This window comes from Pantoea phosphatilytica, from assembly GCF_051025615.1.
Taxonomy (GTDB): Bacteria; Pseudomonadota; Gammaproteobacteria; order Enterobacterales; family Enterobacteriaceae; genus Pantoea.
Genome location: NZ_JBPFDF010000005.1, coordinates 228,968 through 248,086 on the forward strand (window position 1 = coordinate 228,968; position 19,119 = coordinate 248,086).

Below are 19,119 nucleotides of genomic sequence, written 5' to 3' on the forward strand. Positions count from 1 at the left end.
GTTAGATCTCTTATTAGGATCCCGTCCCCCTGTGGATATCTGTCAGAATAGGAGCAGAAACAACAGGATAAAGAGGATCGTTAGCTGTGAATGATCGGTGATCCTGATCCGTATAAGCTGGGATCAAAAAGCCCGCTTATCCACAGCTCAAAAAACGTTCTCGGGTTGTTCTTTGGATAACTACCGGTTATACGCACGATTGAGGGGTAGTTATCCACAAAACAAAAGAGTGAAAAAGGATAAATTCAGCATCTTCCACTGGGGATCGTGACGATTTCGCGATCCCCGACCGCCTTCAGATCGCGCTTTTCCAGCTTTCCAGCCAGGCCTCCGCCGGATCTTCGGGGATCTCATGCTCCAGCACGTCAATCTCCAGACGATCGCCGATCCGGTGCGCACCCTGGGCAATCAGCTGTGCTTCAATCTGGCGGATCGCACCACAAAAGAGATCATATTCATGGTTGCCGAGTCCGACGGCACCGAACCGCACCTGAGAGAGGTCGGGCTGCGTGTCACGAATGGCTTCAAAGAGCGGCAGCAGATTATCGGGAATATCGCCTGCACCGTGGGTGGAGCTGACCACCAGCCAGATCCCCTTGGCCGGCAGCTCATCCAGCGTCGGGCCGTGCAGCATCTGCGTTGAGAAGCCCGCATCCTGTAATTTTTCTTCCAGATGTTCAGCCACGTACTCTGCGCTACCCAGGGTACTGCCACTGATTAAGGTAATATCGGCCATCTTGCTCTCCCGGACATTAAGGCGAGCATTGTACGCTGTGATCAAGCGGTGATCCACCTGTGGACAACAGGGTTAATAGATCAGGAGAGGCGAACGCAGCCGTTGTCAGCCGCCACATTCGTCAGGGATAAGATTATGCACAGGCGAGAGGGATCAGGGTTTGATGGTGCGCATGATCGGGTTTTGCAGCGAGATCAGGGTTTCCGTGGACTGGATTTCATCGATGGTCTGGATCTTGTTGATCAACACCTGTTGCAGAGCGTCGATCGAGCGGCACATCACTTTAATAAAGATGCTGTAGTGGCCGGTGGTGTACCAAGCTTCAACCACCTCATCCAGCGCGTTCAGCTTGCTCAGCGCCGCCGGATAGTCGCGGGCGCTTTTCAGGATGATACCGATAAAGCAGCAGACATCGAACCCCAGCTGGCGGGGATCGATATCCACGCGGGTGCCCAGAATAATCCCCGCCTGTTTCATCTTCTCTACGCGCACATGAATGGTGCCGGGGCTGACGTTAAACTGTTTTGCCAGCTCGGCGTAAGCGGTGCGCGCATTCTCCAGCAGGGCATTCAGAATGCCGCGATCCAGATTATCGAGCTGCAGGTGTTCGGCCATGGCCATCCTCGTTATAGGTCTGCTTGAGTAACAGGGGTGAATGTGCAGCAAAATAGCGATTCAGGCAACTCCCGGCAGCGACGGGCGCCGCTGCCGGTTCACTTAACGTTTACGCCAGAGCGTGACCTGCGCCAGCGTGTGCTGGAACTTGCGGGCCGTTTCGCGGATCACAAAGGGCACATCCTGCGGTTCGCCGACCTGCTCGAAGTCGGCCGCCAGCAGACGTTGCAGCGCCTGTAGCGTCGTCAGCGCTTCGCCGTTTTCGCGCACGCCGCCCAGCCAGTTCTCCTTCGGCGTGAACGCCTCCAGCCAGGTATAGGGCGATGAAAGCAGCAGAATGCCGCCCTGCCGCAGCATCGGCGTCACGTCGCGCAGGAAACGCGCAGGCTGTCGCAGACGGTCGATCAGGTTAGAGGCGAGCACCAGATCGTAACGATCGGGCTGTGGCTTGAGGTTGCAGGCGTCACCCTGCACAAACTGGATCCGCTGCGCCAGTGCGCTCTCCTGGACGAAATCTTTCAGGCGAACCTGGCGATATTCGACCAGATCGCCCTCCTGGGGCAGCAGATAACGGAAATCTTCGCCGCTGGCCAGCTGCAGCGCCACATCGATAAAGCGTGCCGAATAGTCCATGCCGGTCACCCGGTCGAAATGGCGGGCCAGTTCGAAGCTGGCGCGGCCGGTGGCGCAGCCGATGTCCAGCGCCTCGCCGCGCGCGTGGGTGTGCTCCAGCGCCAGCCTGACCAGGCTTTCGGCGTAGTTATCGACACCGAAATAGCGCGGACCATACTGGAAATCGAGATACTGCGACACCATCGCATCCGACTCATAGGGGTTCAGCGCCATGGTCTCCTGATGCGTGGAGACGACATAGCGGAAACCGGCATGCTGGAAGAAGTGGCGACGGAACGCATAGCGAGCCGATTTCAGTGCTTCGTTGCCGGTCGAGATCCAGCTGCCGCCTTTGATCAGCGAATGTTTGCCATCAAAGGTTGGGGTAGAGAAATCGTCGTAAAGCGGATGGACTTCAAAGCCTTCGAAGCCGTTGATCGGCGTGGTTGTCCACTGCCAGACGTTCCCGACGATATCGAAGAAACTGCCCTGCGCGAACAGATCGACCGGAGATGAGGAAGCCCAGTACGCCAGATTGATATTGCCCGGCGCCCGCTCCCAGTCCGGCTGATCGCCAGCCACCTGCTCACGCAGCTGCGCCCATTCGGCTTCGCAGGGCAGCTGAATGGCCATACCGGTCTGCGCCGCTTTCCAGCGACAGAACGCGGCCGCCTCCAGCTGATTGACCTCGGCAGGCCAGTCCCACGGCATGGCGACTTCTTCGCACATCAGGCGCAGTTTTAGCTGATCGGGCATCTCAGGCGTGCCCACCCAGAAGGTCGGCATTACCGCATCGGCAAACTGACACCAGCCCCAGCCTTCGTCATCCCACCAGCGGCGATCCTGATAGCCGCCAGCCTCGACGAACGCAAAATATTCCGCGTTGCTGACCAGCATCCTGCTCGCCTGGAACGGCTGCAGCGTGATCTGCTGACGGCCATATTCGTTATCCCAGCCATAGGTATCGTCGGTTTTTCCCAGGGTGACGGTGCCGCCGGGCATCGGCAGCAGGCTGTTAGCGGGCACGGTTTCGCGCTGGTGGCGCGCCATCGGACAGACCGGCCAGGCGGCCTGCGGCCGGACCCACTCAAGCGGTAACTGGCGTATCAGCACGCTGGAGGTTTCCAGATGAATACGTTCATGCTCGATACCCATCAGGATCACCCAGGCCGGGCTTTCCCAGGTGATTGGCAGCGTAACAGGCATGGTCTGGATCAGATCGCTGACCAGCGCCTTCACGCGCCCGCGGTATTCGCGCACGGCGTCAATGGTCGGCCAGTCATAGTGGCTGTCGTTGAGATCGTCCCAGCTCATCTCATCCACGCCGATCGCCATCATCGCTTCGATGCGATCGTCCAGGCGGGCGTCGATCAGGCGTCCGGCCATCAGCTTATTAATGTAGAACGTCGCGGTATGACCAAAATAGAAGATTAACGGATGGCGCAGCGGAATGGCTTTGTTGAACCAGGCCTTTGAATCGGCCAGACAGGTGAACAGGCTTTCATACTGTTCCCAGGTCTGAAGAAAATAGGCCAGCAATTCGGCACGTTTTTGTTCAATGTTCTGGCCGGAGAGCAATAACGTCCGCGTCGGGGCTGGCAAATCGCGGTGGGGTTGAGCAAGCGTCACAGGAAGCTCCAGATTGCTGAGTAAGTGAAACGGTAATTTACTATAGCAAAGAAGCTTTTCGGTCAGATGACTTAACGGCGCCAGTGGCGCAGCAGACGGCTTTTCATGCCGGTATCGAAGCGCCAGATATGGTCGAAGATGCGCAGAATGCCGGGTTTTCCGTGGGCCGACATCGCCACGGCGTGAAAACGTTGCTGATTATGTCGCTGGCGTTTTTTAATTGCGCCGATCACCTCTTCCGGCAGGCGCTGAGCGATAAAATCAGAGACGATCACCGCATCCGCTTCCTGCCACAGGCTGCCCTCCATTCGGGTTACCACCGAGGAGAGGCAGGCGGCCAGGTCGGTGCCGCCGCGAAAACGCTGGCTCAGGAAGCGGATCGCCTGTTCCAGCCCGTCATCGCCGGTCAGCTCATAGCCAATCACCTCATGCGCGAACAGCATGATGTAGCAGCGACGACGATCGGCCAGCGCGACCTTCAGCAGCGCCAGACAGAAGGCTTTGGCGCAGCGCTCGTTAAAGCCGCCCATCGAACCGGAGGTATCGACGCAGACGATAAAAGGACCGCGCGGCTGCTCTTCATGCTGCTGATGGCTGGCCGGACGCATCATCACCTTCTCATGCCAGGCGTCACCCTGCAGCCTGTAAGTCAGCAGCCGTTTCTCAACCAGCCGCCGGTAAAACTCCAGCTCCAGTTCGCTGATGCTCAGCGCCGCGAGTTCCGGTGGCAGCAGACGCAGCACATCATCGCTTTGATGAATGCCGCTGACCTCCTCCGGCACGGCGTCAGGCTCCTGCACCAGCTGGTGGAAGGCCTCCAGAGGGGCCTCCTGTGACGGCACCGATTTGGCCTCCCGGCTGCGTCCCAGCTGCCGGGCCAGCGTCATCAGCTCAGGTTGCTGCGCCAGAAAATCGCCATACTGCAGCATCAGCTGATAGTCGCCGGGCTGCAGTGACGCTTTGCTCATGTCCCACAACCGGCCAGCGGCTGCTTCATCATCGTCACCGAGAACCGGTGCCAGCTGGCCGCTCAGCGCCATGCGCTGCTGCAGTTCCGCCATCAGGCGCTCGCGCTGCTGCTCCAGCAAATCCTGATTCAGCGTCAGGGTCTGTAAGGTCAGGCTCAGTCGCCAGCGCTGCAAAAAAAGCTGATGCTGTGCGCTGCTGAGCTGACGGGTCTCCGCGTGCTGCAGCAGCCGGTGTGCTTCATCAAGGAAAGGGGATGGCAGGCTTTCAAGCGCCTGAAGGGTGGTATCCAGCTGGTGGCTGAATTCACGATCGCTGAACAGCTGTACCCGCTGAAACAGCTGAAACTCCTCCGCCAGCGTCGCCGGAACGGGCGTAGCTTTGAGTTCTGCATTGATCTCTGCGCGCCAGCGCGGCACGTCGCGCAGCAGCGCTTTTTTCAGTCCGGGAAATTTTTCAAAAAACAGCGCCAGCTGGGGAGACGCCAGCAGAGCAATAATCAGCTCTTCAATCAGTTCAGTCTCCCCCACCGAGAGCAGGGTGCTGAGCGTCTCCACGGAGATCATTTACGCGCCTGTTTCAGCTGTTCCGCCACATCCTGCAGGCTGGTTTCCACCCGCGCCAGCCAGTCATCGCTGATAAAGAGGCAGCGCTGATGCTGACTGAAGAGATGGCGCTGGGAACGCAGCTCGCTCTCCAGCGCATCCAGTGCCTCACTGATCTCACCCGGCAGCGGCTCGCGGGTGTTGACGCCAGGCAGGGTGAGACGCGACGACTGCAGGCTGACATCCCGGACCGCCAGACAGTGCTGCGCATCCACCTGTAAATCCAGACTCTGGGCAAAGCCAATGCCGTTCAGCTTGCCGCGTACCTCGCCCCCTTTCTGCAGCCACTGATTCAGGGCGTCACGGGCGATCACCAGATGCGTCACCTGCATATCGTGCAGCGTCAGCGGCTTCTGCAGCATCAGCGTCAGCTGCTCATCGGTGAGATTTTCCGGCATATCGTAATGGGGTTTGCGGCTGAACATACCGCTGTGCTTCTCCAGGGTGATCGCCTGGGCGATACTCTGCTGTTGCTGCAGCGCCAGGCGGCGCGCGTTGATCTGCTGCAGTTTAAGCAGCATCGACTGCTGCTGCCAGGCGTGTAACGTCATCAGCTGATCGATTTCGCGTTCCAGCAGCTGCATGGAGGCGACGTCGTGCCAGAGACAATCCTTCAGCAGGATCAGGTCGACAGGGGCAATGGCGTTGCGCCCGCTGTAAAAGGCACTCGCCTGCAGCAAATGAATGGCCTTCTTCCAGCGACGGTCGGAAATGTAGGGTGCGGCGGGCTGGCTCTCCAGCTGCTGGCGCAGCTGATAAATCAGCTCAAACACCGCATCGGGCAGAGAGACCTGGCTGATGCCAAGCTGCCACTGCGCATACTCTTCATCGCTGATGCGCAGCGATTCCGCCACCGGATTGGCGTGCTCATCCTGCTGGTGGGTCAGCAGGCTGCGGAAGTTCTGCTTCTCATGCACGTTATCCAGCCACAGACGGATCAGCATCCGGTCATAGAGCGCCTCAAGGCCGCTGTCGGCTTCCGGTAGCTCGTTGGAGGCGGTAACCAGCAGCCGCATCGGGATTTTCTCTTCGCTGTCACCATTGCGGAAGCGGCGTTCGTTAATGGCGGTCAGCAGGGTATTCAGGATCGCCGGACCGGCTTTCCAGATCTCATCCAGAAAGACAATTTCCGCGTCGGGCAGATAGCCTTTTGTCAGACGCTGATAGCGTCCTTCATCCTTGAGCGCCTGAATGGAGAGCGGGCCAAACACCTCTTCCGGCGTAGAAAAGCGGGTCATCAGATATTCAAAGGCGCGGGCGTGCTGAAAGGCATATTTAAGGCGGCGGGCAATCAGACTCTTGGCGATACCGGGCGGTCCCAGCAGGAATACGCTCTCACCGCTCAGCGCCGCCAGCAGGCAGAGGCGAATGGCGTGATGACGCTCATACAATCCTTTTTCTAACGCATTGCTGAGGCGAGAAATTCTTTCTGCCAAAAGGTGGGGTTGAGCCATAATCACATCAATATCCTTACGATCGTCGGGCCGCCGCGCTTAAGCAAGCGCCTTACTCTATAGATCATCATGCGCGAAAGCGTTGATAGCTGTCAGCTTTTTTGTTTCAGAAGGTTTGCGTGGTTAAAAGTGGCGTTAAATGAGACTTTACCGCCTGAAACGGCCCTGTGAGCCGGACTGAGAGGCGAAGCGGGTATAGGAATTTTCGGCAATACGTGCATACTGTGCGCTTTTTGATGGCCTGAGCGAGGGGTGTTGCGCCTCTTAGACTCCAACAAAAGATAACTCTATGAGCTCGGATAATAAGCAGTCACTTCGTGGATTAACGCTGGCCGCGATTGGTGTTGTTTACGGGGATATCGGCACCAGTCCGCTGTACACCCTGCGTGAATGTCTCTCCGGACAGTTTGGCTTCGGTGTTGAACGGGAAGCGGTATTTGGCTTTCTGTCGCTGATTTTCTGGCTGCTGGTGCTGGTGGTCTCACTGAAATATATCAGTTATGTGATGCGCGCCGACAACGCCGGTGAAGGCGGCATTCTGACACTGATGTCGCTGGCGGGCCGGCATACCGGGGGGCGCGCCACGGCGATACTGGTGATCATGGGCCTGATTGGCGGCAGCTTCTTCTATGGCGAGGTGGTGATCACGCCGGCTATTTCGGTGATGTCAGCTATTGAAGGCCTGGAGATTGCCGCACCGTCGCTGGATCCCTTTATTGTGCCGATGTCGATTGCGGTCCTGACGCTGCTGTTCGTGATCCAGAAACATGGCACCGGCATGGTGGGAAAACTCTTTGCTCCGGTGATGCTGTTGTGGTTCCTGGTGCTGGCCGTGCTTGGCGGTCTTGGCATCATGAAGAATCCGGAGGTGCTGCACGCGCTGAATCCCGCGTATGCCGTGGAGTTCTTCCTGCACTATAAATCGGTCTCCTTCTTCGCCCTGGGCGCGGTGGTGCTGGCGATAACCGGGGTTGAAGCACTCTATGCCGATATGGGGCACTTCGGTAAAGTGCCGATCCGGCTGGCATGGTTCTCGGTAGTGCTGCCTTCGCTGGTGCTGAACTACTTTGGTCAGGGTGCGCTGTTACTCAGCGATCCCAAAGCGATTAAGAACCCCTTCTTTCTGCTGGCGCCGGACTGGGCGCTGATCCCGATGCTGATTCTGGCAACGCTGGCGACGGTTATCGCGTCACAGGCGGTCATCTCCGGGGTCTTCTCACTGACCCGTCAGGCGGTGCGCCTGGGGTATCTGCCGGGGATGCGCATCATTCACACCTCTGAGCGGGAATCGGGCCAGATCTATATTCCGGTCATCAACTGGGTGCTCTATTTTGCGGTGCTGATTGTGATCATCAGCTTCGAGCACTCCAGCAACCTGGCTGCGGCCTATGGTATCGCCGTAACCGGCACGATGGTGCTGACCGCGATCCTCTCCTGCACCGTGGCCGTGAAAAACTGGCACTGGCATAAGCTGGCGGTCGGCGTCATCCTGGTGCTGATGCTCTGTATCGACGTGCCGCTGTTTACGGCGAACCTGGTGAAAATCTTTTCGGGTGGCTGGCTGCCGCTCTGTCTCGGCATGGTGATGTTTATCATTATGACGACGTGGAAAAGCGAACGTTTCCGCCTGCTGCGCCGTATGCATGAGCACGGCAACTCCCTGGAGGCGATGATCGCCTCACTGGAGAAGTCGCCGCCGGTTCGGGTGCCTGGCACGGCGGTCTATATGTCGCGCGCCCTGAATGTGATTCCGTTTGCCATGCTGCACAATCTCAAGCACAACAAGGTGTTGCATGAGCGGGTCGTGCTGCTGACGTTGCGGACAGAAGATGCCCCTTACGTTCACAACGTGCGGCGCGTCACCATTGAGCAGCTGTCGCCCACCTTCTGGCGGGTGGTGGCGAGCTACGGCTGGCGCGAAACGCCTAACGTCGAGGAGATTTTCCATCGATGCGGGCTGGAAGGGCTGAACTGTCGCATGATGGAGACCTCCTTCTTTATGTCGCACGAGTCGCTGATCATCGGCAAGCGTCCGTGGTATCTGCGCCTGCGCGGCAAACTCTTCCTGGCGCTGCAGCGCAATGCGCTCCGTGCGCCAGACCAGTTTGAGATCCCGCCAAACCGGGTGATTGAGCTGGGAACCCAGGTCGAGATCTGATCGGCCGCGCCCGCCTTACGGGGTGGGCGCTGACCAGCGCAGCGTGACGCAGAGTCCGCTGCCGGGTCGCTGGCTGAAGGCGACCTCCATCTCATGCAGCTGCGCGATTTGACGGACGATTGATAATCCCAGTCCGCTGCCACTTTTCTCCTGACCCGGCGGTCGCCAGAAACGCTCACCGAGCCGTTGCCGATCGGCGTCACGCATCCCCTCGCCATTATCCTCAACCGACAGGCTGTTCGCCGCTAACCGCACATCGACTTCACTGCCCGCGGGCGTATAACGAATGGCGTTATCCAGCAGATTGCGCACCAGCAGTGACAGCAGCAGCGGATTCCCCTGAAGCTGCGGATCGGCCTCCGCATGCAGTCGCAGGGTGACGCCCGTTTTATCCGCCAGCGGCAGCTGGGCAGCCAGCGTCTCCTGCACAGTGCGTTTCAGCGCCACCGGTTCGAAGGCGCTGCGGGCATCCTCCGCTTCCACCCGGGAGAGCGTCAGCAGCTGGTCCACCAGCCGGGTCGCACGGATGATGCCGGTATCCAGCTGCTGCAGCGCATGGGTGCGCATCACTTCATCATCTGCCGTCAGCTGGATCACCTCGCTTTGCACCTGCAGCGCCGCCAGCGGACTGCGCAGTTCATGAGCGGCATCGGAGGTAAAGCGCCGTTCACGCTGCACCATGGCGCTGATGCGGCTGAACAGCCCGTTAAGCGCGACTATCAGCGGCTGAACCTCTTTCGGCACGCGGTCAGCCTGCAGCGGCGTGTCGTCATCCGGCGCGCGCTGCGCCAGCTGTCGCGCCAGCGTCTTCAGTGGGCGCAGTTCAGACCAGACCAGCGCGATCAGCAACATCAGCATAAAAGGCAGCGCCAGCAGCCACGGCAGAACGCTGGCGCGCATCAGATCCTGCGCCATGTCATCCCGGTACTCCACCTCCTGGCCCACCACCACGCGGAACTGCCTGTCGGGGGTGGTCAGCCAGACGAATCGCCAGCGATCGTCATCGTTGGTGAGCTGCCCCTCGTGAAATCCCTGATACTCCGCCTCAAACGGCAGATAGCGCCCATTATCACCATCGTTCAGTACCTGCCTGCCGTCGCGCGTGAAGACCGCAAACGCCAGGGCGTCGTCATCCTGATCGCCGCGATGGTGGCGCAGCATCGCTTTGGTGGTGGGCAGTGTAACGTTGTCGAGCGAGGCGAAATCCAGCGTCAGCAGGCGCTTGGCCAGCAGCATCTGCTGGGTATCAAAGAGCTCATCCAGGGTTTCGCGGGTCTGATGCCAGGCGCTGAGGCTGGCACTGCCCCAGCAGATCGCCAGCAGCAGCACAAAACCGAGGCCGAGCCGCAGAAACAGGCTCATTGATCGCATCCGGTGGCTCCCAGGGTGTAACCGACGCCATGCAGCGTTCGGATAAAGTGGCTGCCCAGCTTCTTACGCAGATGATGGATATGCACTTCCACGGCGTTGCTGGAGACATCGGCATCCCAGCTGTAGAGCTTCTCTTCCAGCTGGCTGCGCGTCAGCACCCGGCCGGGGTTGCGCAGAAAGAGTTCCAGCAGCGCCAGTTCGCGGCTTTTCAGCGCAACCGGCTCGCCATCGCACATCACACTGTGGCTGCCCGGGATCAGCACCACATTGCCGTGACGCAGTTCAGGCTGCAGCTGGCCGTGACGGCGACGGATCAGCGCCTGCAAGCGAGCGGCCACTTCGGTCAGGGCGAAGGGTTTGCACAGATAGTCGTCAGCGCCCTGCTGCAGCCCTTCGAGCCGCTGGTCGAGCGCATCGCGGGCGGTGAGGATCAGCACCGGCACATCGTTGCCCTGCTGTCGCCACTGCCGCAGGATATCAAGGCCGTCACGCTCAGGCAGCGAGAGATCCAGGATCACCGCATCCCAGGGCGCTGCCGCCAGGGCGTTAAAGCCCGCCTCACCCGACGTGAACCAGTCCACGCTGAAACCCAGCTTACTCAGCCCCGCCTTAATGCCGTCGCCAATCAGGCGATCGTCCTCAATCAGTAAAATACGCATCCCGTCTCCCTCTGCTGATAGCGTTTTATACGAAGCCCCTCCCGGCTTGTACAGCGGATTCCGGCGCAGCGCGCTTATTTTTAACGCTTAAGAAGCTGTTAAGAACCCTGTGGTCTACTGGGCTCATTCACACCGGCAACATGACTTAAAAAAAGGGGTACACCATGAAAAAGCACGCTGCAATTCTGGCCGTCGTAATGCTGGCTTCCGCACCGGTTTTTGCTGCCCAGCAGGGCGGATTTGTTGATCCCAGCGCACCCGCCGCGCAGACGCAGACCGCAGAGGGTCAGGGCGGATTCAAAGCCGACCACACCAGCGTCGTGACCGTGAAGCAGGCGGAAGAGATGAAGGATGACAGCTGGATCACCGTGCGTGGCAAGCTGGAAAAGCAGATCGGCCATGAAGATTATCTGTTCCGTGACCAGACCGGGACGATGGAGGTGGAGATCGATCGTAAGCACTGGAACGGGCAGACCATTTCGCCGCAGGACAACGTTGAGCTGACGGGTGAACTGGATAAAGATTTCAACAGCGTTGAGCTGGATGTAAAGCAGGTTAAGAAGCTGCCTTAACCCTCGCGGTACAGGTTCATTTCACCGACCGCAACCGACAGTCTCCGTTCATGCCGGGCCGCCTCTGCGGCCCCTTTTTTCCGGCTCCTTCCCACCTTAACGCAAATTGTCCTCCGCGTAAGCGAAACGTTTCGATAGCGATCACAGATTTCTGATCTGCTGATTGAGTTGTTGACGGCTTTTCATACACTCCCGGAAGCGAAACGTTTCGCTGTGGAGTGAAAAGATGAAAAAAGGTCGCCTGTTAAACGCTGAACTCTCTCATGTGATTGCCCGCCTGGGACACACGGATACGCTGACGATTGCCGATGCAGGCTTGCCGATCCCGGCAGGACCGCAGCGCATCGATCTGGCGCTCACGCCGGGTACGCCCGATTTTATGCAGGTGGTGAATGCCGTTGCACTGGAGATGCAGGTCGAGGGCGCCCTGATCGCCGAGGAGATTAAGCAGCACAATCCGTCACTTCATGGCGCGCTGATCGCCGTGCTCGAAGCCTTGCAACAGCACCAGGGAAATACCATCACCATCCGCTACATCAGTCATGAGACATTCAAACAACAAACGCAGCGTAGTCAGGCGGTCATTCGCAGCGGAGAGTGCTCTCCGTTTGCGAATGTCATCCTCAGCGCCGGTGTGACCTTCTGAGGCGGCTATGCAACCTTTACTGCAACTCGACGGCATTGAAAAATCCTTTCCGGGTGTAAAAGCCCTGAAAGGCGCGTCGCTGAATGTCCGGGCCGGACGCGTCATGGCGCTGGTGGGCGAAAACGGCGCAGGCAAGTCCACCATGATGAAAGTGCTGACCGGGATCTATCAGTATGATGCCGGTACGCTGCGCTGGCTGGGCAAAGAGACCCGTTTCAGTGGGCCAAAGGCCTCGCAGGAAGCGGGTATTGGCATTATCCATCAGGAGCTGAACCTGATCCCGCAGTTAACCGTGGCGGAGAATATTTTCCTCGGTCGCGAATATGTCACGACGTTTGGCCGTATCCAGTGGTCACGGATGTATGCCGAAGCCGATGCACTGCTGAAGCGACTCAATCTGCGCTTCAGCAGCCATAAGCTGGTGGGCGATTTGTCGATTGGCGATCAGCAAATGGTTGAGATCGCCAAGGTGCTGAGCTTTGAGTCAAAAGTGATCATCATGGATGAGCCGACCGATGCGCTCACCGATACCGAAACGCTGTCGCTTTTTCGGGTGATCAACGAGCTGAAAGCGCAGGGCTGCGGCATCGTCTATATCTCGCATCGTATGAAAGAGATTTTTGAGATCTGCGATGACGTCACGGTGTTCCGCGATGGTCAGTTTATCGCTGAACGTCCGGTCAGCGCGCTGACCGAAGAGAGCCTGATCGAGATGATGGTCGGCCGCAAACTGGAAGATCAATACCCCCATATCGACCAGGCACCCGGCGAGGTGCGTCTCCGGGTGGAGAACGTCAGCGGCCCGGGCGTGGAGGATGTCAGCTTCAGCCTGCGCAAAGGTGAAATTCTGGGCATCTCTGGCCTGATGGGCGCGGGCCGGACCGAACTGATGAAAGTCCTCTATGGCGCGCTGCCGCGTCGGGCCGGATCCCTGTGGCTCAATGGCCGGGATGTGGTCACGCGTTCACCGCAGGATGGGCTGGCTAACGGCATCGTCTACATCTCTGAAGATCGTAAGCGCGATGGTCTGGTGCTGGGGATGTCAGTAAAAGAGAACATGTCGCTGACGGCGCTTCGCTATTTCAGTCACGGTGGCGGCACCCTGAAACATGCGGCGGAGCAGCTGGCGGTGGGCGACTTCATCCGGCTGTTTAACGTCAAAACCCCCTCTATGGAGCAGCCGATCGGCCTGCTGTCGGGGGGAAACCAGCAGAAAGTGGCGATAGCCCGCGGTCTGATGACCCGTCCGGACGTGCTGATTCTGGATGAGCCGACGCGCGGTGTGGATGTCGGCGCAAAGAAAGAGATCTATCAACTGATTAACCAGTTTAAAGCCGAAGGGCTGAGCATCATCCTGGTCTCCTCGGAGATGCCGGAAGTGCTGGGCATGAGCGACCGGATTCTGGTGATGCATGAAGGCCGTATCAGCGGCGAATTTACCCGGGAAGAGGCCACTCAGGAGAGCCTGATGGCCGCCGCCGTAGGCAAGCAACACAGCGAGGATTTAGTGGTATGACGACCCAAACTTTACCTGCCAGCCGTCGCTGGTTTAGCAAAAGCTGGCTGCTTGAACAGAAGTCGCTGATTGCGCTGCTGGTGCTGATCGCCGTGGTGGCCAGCCAGAGCCCGAACTTCTTTACCGTAGCGAACCTGTTCAACATCCTGCAGCAGACCTCGGTTAACGCCATTATGGCGGTGGGAATGACGCTGGTGATCCTGACCTCCGGTATCGACCTTTCTGTGGGGTCGCTGCTGGCCCTGACCGGTGCGGTGGGCGCCTCGCTGGTCGGTATGGAAGTGAATGCCCTCGTCGCGGTGGCGGCATCGCTGGCGCTGGGGGCGGCTATCGGCGGCGTGACCGGCACGATTGTGGCACGCGGCAAGGTACAGGCATTTATCGCCACCCTGGTTATGATGCTGCTGCTGCGCGGTGTCACCATGGTCTACACCGATGGCAGCCCGATTAACACCGGTTTCAGCGCCAATGCCGATCTGCTGGGCTGGTTTGGTATCGGTCGTCCGCTGGGCGTTCCTGCGCCGGTCTGGCTGATGGCGCTGGTCTTCATCGCCGCCTGGTACATGCTGCAGCACACCCGTCTGGGCCGCTACATCTATGCCCTTGGCGGAAATGAGGCGGCAACGCGTCTTTCCGGCATTAACGTCAATCGCGTCAAAATCATCGTCTACTCACTGAGTGGCATGCTGGCGGCGCTGGCGGGCACGATCGAAGTGGCACGTCTCTCCTCGGCACAGCCTACTGCAGGCACCGGCTATGAGCTGGATGCGATTGCGGCGGTCGTGCTGGGCGGAACCAGCCTGGCGGGCGGTAAAGGGCGTATTTTCGGCACCCTGATTGGCGCGCTGATCCTCGGCTTTCTGAATAACGGCCTGAACCTGATGGGTGTTTCTTCGTACTACCAGATGATCGTTAAAGCGGTAGTCATCCTGCTGGCGGTGCTGGTGGATAATAAAAGCAGTAAATAACTCTGACCTTACACAGGATAACAAGATGAAAAAGTTAACCATACTGGCTGCGATCCTTGGCGCAACGCTCAGCACCGGCGCGATGGCAAAAGATACCATCGCACTGGTGGTCTCAACCCTGAACAACCCGTTCTTTGTTTCGCTGAAAGAGGGTGCTCAGAAAGAGGCGGACAAGCTGGGCTACAACCTGGTGGTGCTGGACTCTCAGAACAACCCGGCGAAAGAGCTGGCGAACGTGCAGGATCTGACGGTGCGCGGCACCAAACTGCTGCTGATCAACCCTACCGATTCTGATGCTGTAGGCAATGCCGTGAAGATGGCGAACCAGGCGAAGATCCCGGTGATTACGCTGGACCGCGTGGCCGCACAGGGCACCGTTGTCAGCCACGTCGCCTCGGATAACCGTTTCGGCGGTAAAATGGCGGGTGACTACATCGCGAAGAAAGTGGGCGAAAACGCCAAAATTATTGAGCTGCAGGGCATTGCCGGAACGTCTGCCGCCCGCGAACGTGGCGAAGGCTTCAAACAAGCCGCAGATGCACACAAATTCCAGATCCTCGCCAGCCAGCCTGCTGATTTCGACCGCACCAAGGGTCTGAACGTCATGCAGAACCTGCTGCAGGCCCATCCGGATGTGCAGGCTGTCTTCGCTCAGAACGATGAAATGGCGCTGGGTGCACTGCGTGCGCTGCAGACCGCCGGTAAAACCGGTGTGATCGTGGTAGGTTTTGACGGCACCGCGGATGGCGTGAAAGCCGTCGAAGGTGGCAAACTGTCTGCGACCGTGGCACAGATGCCAGACAAAATTGGCATGATCGGCGTGGATACCGCTGATAAAGTGCTGAAGGGTGAAAAGGTGAAGGCGATCAACCCGGTCGACCTGAAGCTGGTCACTCAATAACTCAAAGAAAAGCAGGGCACCGCGCCACCCTTCCGGTGGCGCACTTATTCCGGACTCCCCTATGAGCAAAAACGCAAAACTGGCCGTTCTTGGCAGCATTAATGCTGACCACATCCTTAATCTGGCGCACTTCCCTCGTCCCGGTGAAACGGTGATCGGGCAGGGTTATCAGATTGCGTTTGGCGGTAAAGGTGCCAATCAGGCCGTCGCAGCCGGACGTGCGGGTGCCGATATCGCCTTTATCGCCTGTGTGGGCGCTGACGACATCGGCGAACGTATCCGTCAGCAGCTGGCGCAGGACAACATTGATACCACGCCGGTCGGGATCGTTGAGGGTGAGTCGACAGGCGTGGCGATGATCTTCGTCAACGGCGAAGGTGAGAACAATATCGGCATCTACTCCGGCGCGAATGCGGCGCTGACACCCGCGTACGTCACGCGTCATCAGCAGGTGATCGCCGATGCTGATGCGCTATTAATGCAGCTGGAGTCCCCGCTGGAGAGCGTACTGGCTGCTGCCAGACTCGCCCGACAGCATCAGACCCAGGTGATCCTGAATCCGGCGCCCGCCACCCCGCTCTCCGATGAGCTGCTGGCGTTAATCGATATCATCACACCGAATGAAACCGAAGCGGAGAGTCTGACCGGTATTGCGGTCAACAGCGACGACGATGCGGCGCGCGCGGCGGCAGTGCTGCATGCCAAAGGCATCCATACGGTCCTGATTACCCTGGGACGTCGCGGCGTCTGGCTGAGCGAGCAGGGAGAGGGCCAGCGTATTGCCGGCTTCAGCGTAAAGGCCATCGACACTATTGCGGCGGGCGATACCTTTAACGGTGCCTTTATTACGGCGCGACTGGAGCAGAAACCGATGTATGACGCGGTGCGATTTGCTCATGCCGCCGCCGCGATCGCCGTTACCCGACCGGGTGCGCAGCCCTCCGTGCCGTGGCGCGCGGAGATCGATGAATTTTTGCAGCAGCAGGGCTAAGCGCTTGAGCACCATGAAAGATGTCGCCCGGCTGGCGGGCGTCTCCACCTCCACCGTCTCGCACGTTATTAATAACAACCGCTTTGTGAGTGACGGTGTACGGGAGAAGGTTGAGCAGGCGATACGCCATCTCAATTATGCCCCTTCCGCCCTGGCGCGCAGTCTGAAAATCAATCAGACGCACACGATCGGTATGCTGCTGACGACCAGCAGCAACCCGTTTTATGCTGAAGTGGTGCGGGGCGTGGAGGAGAGCTGCTACCAGCGTGGCTACAGCCTGATCCTCTGCAACACGGCGGGCGACGAGGAGCGGATGAACCGCAGCCTGGAAACGCTGATGCAGAAGCGCGTGGATGGCCTGCTGATCATGTGCACCGAAAGTCATCTGCCGTCGGCCGACATCCTGAACCGCTATCCCGCCATTCCGGCCGTCATGATGGACTGGGCACCCTTTGAAGGGCGGAGTGACATCATTCAGGATAACGCGCTGCTGGGTGGCGAGCTGGCGACGCAGCACCTTATCGACAGCGGTTATACCCGCATCGCCTGTATCGCCGGGCCGCAGGATAAAACCCCGGCGCGTATGCGGCTGGAGGGCTATCGCAACGCCATGACAAAGAGTGGCCTGGAGATTTTGCCTGGCTATGTGGTGAGTGGCGACTTTGAATTTCAGGGCGGCTACAACGGCATGGTTGAACTGCTGTCGCTGGAAACGCCGCCGCAGGCGGTGTTTACCAGCAACGACGCGATGGCGGTTGGTGTCTATCATGCACTTTATCAGGCTGACATACAGGTTCCGCAGCAGATGGCGGTGATGGGATATGATGATATCGAACTGGCGCGCTATCTCACTCCGCCCCTCAGCACCATTCATCAGCCCAAAGATGCGCTGGGTGAACTGGCGATTGATACCCTGCTTTACCGGCTCAGCCATCCCGACGCCAGCCAGCAGACGCTGGTGCTGACGCCGGAACTGGTCATGCGAGGCTCCGTCTAACGCTTTTTCTTCTTATCGCGATCGCTAATCAGATTTCGTCCATCTCCGTTTTTCAGCAGCATAAAGGTCAGCGCCGACAGCACCGTCACTACCCCCATCGTCAGGAACGTGGCGTGAAACTGGGAAATGGTGCTCGTTTCAAACTCCTGATAGAAGCGGAGCACGGCTGCACTGACCGCCACACCAAAACTGATGGCCAGCTGCTGCGTCACGGCCAGCACGCTGTTACCGCCACTGGCGTTATCGTCATCCAGATCGGCCAGCGTAATGGTATTCATGGCGGTGAACTGCGTTGACATGGCCATGCCGAGAATAAACAGCGGAAGTAGCAGCACGATGATGCTTTCTGCCGGAGACTGCAGAGAGAAGCTGGCGATCAGAATACCAATAATCGTTGTGATGCCGACCAGCAGGCGACGATAGCCCAGCCAGCGCAGCAGCTGGGTCACCGTCGACTTCGCCAGTATTGAACCGATGGCGACAGGCGCCATCATGCAGCCGGCAATAATCGCAGAGTAGCCAAAACCCACCTGTAACATGAGCGGCATTAAAAATGGCACGCAGCCGGTTCCGAGACGGGATGCTATGTTGCCGCCGATGCCGACGGAGAAGGTGCGGGTTTTAAACATCGGCAGATTAATCAGCGGCGAAGGGTGACGCCGGGCATGCACGATATAAAGAAGCAACAGCACAATGCCGCTGAATAATATTCCGCCCGCCAGCCAGGCAGAAACCACGCGTTCGCCAAACAGCTCAATCCCGATCGAGATCATCACCAGTCCGGCTCCGAACAGCAGAAAGCCGAAAAAGTCGAAGCGGCGTTTAGGGGTAGTGAAGTCCGGCATATATTTACGGGCGTAGACAATGCCCATGATGCCTATCGGAATATTAATCAGGAAGATCCAGTGCCACGTCGCATAGGTTACCAGCACGCCGCCCAGCAGCGGACCCAGGATCGGACCGACTAATCCGGGCATGGTCACAAAGTTGAGCACCGGCAGCAGTTCACTGCGCGGGTAGGCGCGCAGCAGCGCGAGTCGTGCGACCGGCATCATCATGGCGCCCCCTATGCCCTGCACGACGCGTGATATGACCAGCACCTGGAGCGTTGGCGACAGCGCGCAGGCCAGTGATCCGAAGGTAAAAAGGGAAACCGCAATGATAAACACCCGGCGGGTGCCGAAGCGATCGGCCAGCCAGCCGCTGACCGGGATCAGCATCGCAACGGTCAGGGTGTAGCTGATAACAGCAGATTGCATAGCGAGGGGAGAACGGTCGAGGCTGGTGGCGATAGCGGGCAGGGCAGTATTCAGTATGGTGGCATCAAGCGACTGCATAAAAAAGGCCATCGCCGCTATCCATGGCAAACCAGCCATGCTGCGCGCAGATCTGATCATTGAGTATCCTTCCTGGGGTTTCCTGCGAGAAGAAGCAAAATAATAGCACCAGCCTTCAGCCACATCAGGTCTCTTTACAACGTTTCATGGCGATATTTGTGCGCTATTCGGCCATTAAATGTCGCTTTTTAAGCCGTTCGTTTAAAAAAGAGGCGCTCAGTAAATTAATTTGAAGAAACGCTTGTCAGCCCGGCGAAACTCCCTATAATGCGCCTCCATCAACACGGCACACCGGCAACGGGAAACGGATTGAGAGGCACAGGAGACTGCGCCGCCGGAGAAAACTTCTGAAAAAAGAGGTTGACTCTGAAGGAGGAAAGCGTAAT

The 19,119-nt window shown here is 58.5% G+C and carries 16 protein-coding genes; 8 read left to right on the forward strand and 8 right to left on the reverse strand.

The window, feature by feature from the left end:
• Window positions 1–295 precede the first annotated feature (295 nt).
• The 5 genes from mioC to ravA all read right to left on the reverse strand — a co-directional run bounded on the left by mioC (window position 296) and on the right by ravA (window position 6,617).
• A complete protein-coding gene (gene mioC, locus ACR6AS_RS17825) occupies window positions 296–736 on the reverse strand; it encodes an FMN-binding protein MioC (protein ID WP_111140945.1) in 441 nt (146 codons plus the stop codon).
• A gap of 153 nt (window positions 737–889) precedes the next feature.
• Entirely contained in the window at window positions 890–1,351 is a 462-nt protein-coding gene (asnC, locus tag ACR6AS_RS17830; protein ID WP_111140944.1) for a transcriptional regulator AsnC, read from the reverse strand.
• 102 nt (window positions 1,352–1,453) lie between these two features.
• Entirely contained in the window at window positions 1,454–3,592 is a 2,139-nt protein-coding gene (ovoA, locus tag ACR6AS_RS17835; RefSeq protein WP_434163327.1) for a 5-histidylcysteine sulfoxide synthase, read from the reverse strand.
• Between the two features lie 71 nt (window positions 3,593–3,663).
• Window positions 3,664–5,124 carry an ATPase RavA stimulator ViaA gene (gene viaA, locus ACR6AS_RS17840; RefSeq protein WP_434163330.1) on the reverse strand — a complete coding sequence of 487 codons (1,461 nt, stop codon included), beginning with the start codon at window positions 5,122–5,124 and terminating at the stop codon, window positions 3,664–3,666.
• On the reverse strand, window positions 5,121–6,617 hold the full coding sequence (ravA, locus tag ACR6AS_RS17845; protein WP_111140952.1) for an ATPase RavA: 1,497 nt from the start codon (window positions 6,615–6,617) through the stop codon (window positions 5,121–5,123). The genes viaA and ravA overlap by 4 nt, the downstream gene beginning before the upstream one ends.
• Window positions 6,618–6,906: 289 nt before the next feature.
• Here ravA and kup point away from each other — a divergent pair, with 289 nt between their 5' ends.
• Window positions 6,907–8,775: a low affinity potassium transporter Kup gene (gene kup / locus ACR6AS_RS17850; RefSeq protein ID WP_434163332.1), complete on the forward strand. Its 1,869-nt coding sequence runs from the start codon at window positions 6,907–6,909 to the stop codon at window positions 8,773–8,775.
• 15 nt (window positions 8,776–8,790) lie between these two features.
• Here kup and qseC read toward each other — a convergent pair whose 3' ends face one another.
• Together qseC and qseB are read right to left on the reverse strand one after the other, a co-directional pair.
• Complete coding sequence (gene qseC, locus ACR6AS_RS17855) at window positions 8,791–10,146, reverse strand: quorum sensing histidine kinase QseC (protein ID WP_434163335.1); 1,356 nt, start codon at window positions 10,144–10,146, stop codon at window positions 8,791–8,793.
• Window positions 10,134–10,805 carry a quorum sensing response regulator transcription factor QseB gene (qseB, locus tag ACR6AS_RS17860; protein WP_434163338.1) on the reverse strand — a complete coding sequence of 224 codons (672 nt, stop codon included), beginning with the start codon at window positions 10,803–10,805 and terminating at the stop codon, window positions 10,134–10,136. The genes qseC and qseB overlap by 13 nt, the downstream gene beginning before the upstream one ends.
• Before the next feature lie 164 nt (window positions 10,806–10,969).
• Between qseB and ACR6AS_RS17865 the strand changes: the two genes are divergently transcribed.
• The 7 genes from ACR6AS_RS17865 (at window position 10,970) to rbsR (ending at window position 17,396) form a co-directional block, all read left to right on the forward strand.
• Window positions 10,970–11,377: a YgiW/YdeI family stress tolerance OB fold protein gene (locus ACR6AS_RS17865; protein WP_434163341.1), complete on the forward strand. Its 408-nt coding sequence runs from the start codon at window positions 10,970–10,972 to the stop codon at window positions 11,375–11,377.
• A 226-nt stretch (window positions 11,378–11,603) separates the two neighbouring features.
• Window positions 11,604–12,023: a D-ribose pyranase gene (rbsD, locus tag ACR6AS_RS17870; protein ID WP_111140937.1), complete on the forward strand. Its 420-nt coding sequence runs from the start codon at window positions 11,604–11,606 to the stop codon at window positions 12,021–12,023.
• A gap of 7 nt (window positions 12,024–12,030) precedes the next feature.
• Window positions 12,031–13,539, forward strand: a complete 1,509-nt coding sequence (gene rbsA, locus ACR6AS_RS17875) for a ribose ABC transporter ATP-binding protein RbsA (protein WP_111140936.1) — start codon at window positions 12,031–12,033, stop codon at window positions 13,537–13,539.
• The gene (gene rbsC, locus ACR6AS_RS17880; protein ID WP_111140935.1) at window positions 13,536–14,507 is read left to right on the forward strand and encodes a ribose ABC transporter permease; all 972 of its coding nucleotides are present in this window, start codon (window positions 13,536–13,538) and stop codon (window positions 14,505–14,507) included. The genes rbsA and rbsC overlap by 4 nt, the downstream gene beginning before the upstream one ends.
• 25 nt (window positions 14,508–14,532) lie before the next feature.
• A complete protein-coding gene (rbsB, locus tag ACR6AS_RS17885) occupies window positions 14,533–15,408 on the forward strand; it encodes a ribose ABC transporter substrate-binding protein RbsB (protein ID WP_111140934.1) in 876 nt (291 codons plus the stop codon).
• A 61-nt stretch (window positions 15,409–15,469) separates the two neighbouring features.
• Window positions 15,470–16,399, forward strand: coding sequence for a ribokinase (rbsK, locus tag ACR6AS_RS17890; protein WP_111140933.1), 930 nt, complete (start codon window positions 15,470–15,472; stop codon window positions 16,397–16,399).
• Window positions 16,400–16,412: 13 nt separating this feature from the next.
• A complete protein-coding gene (gene rbsR / locus ACR6AS_RS17895; RefSeq protein ID WP_111140932.1) occupies window positions 16,413–17,396 on the forward strand; it encodes a ribose operon transcriptional repressor RbsR in 984 nt (327 codons plus the stop codon).
• Here rbsR and mdtD read toward each other — a convergent pair.
• Window positions 17,393–18,793, reverse strand: coding sequence for a multidrug transporter subunit MdtD (mdtD, locus tag ACR6AS_RS17900; RefSeq protein ID WP_111140931.1), 1,401 nt, complete (start codon window positions 18,791–18,793; stop codon window positions 17,393–17,395). The genes rbsR and mdtD overlap by 4 nt on opposite strands.
• Window positions 18,794–19,119 lie beyond the last annotated feature (326 nt).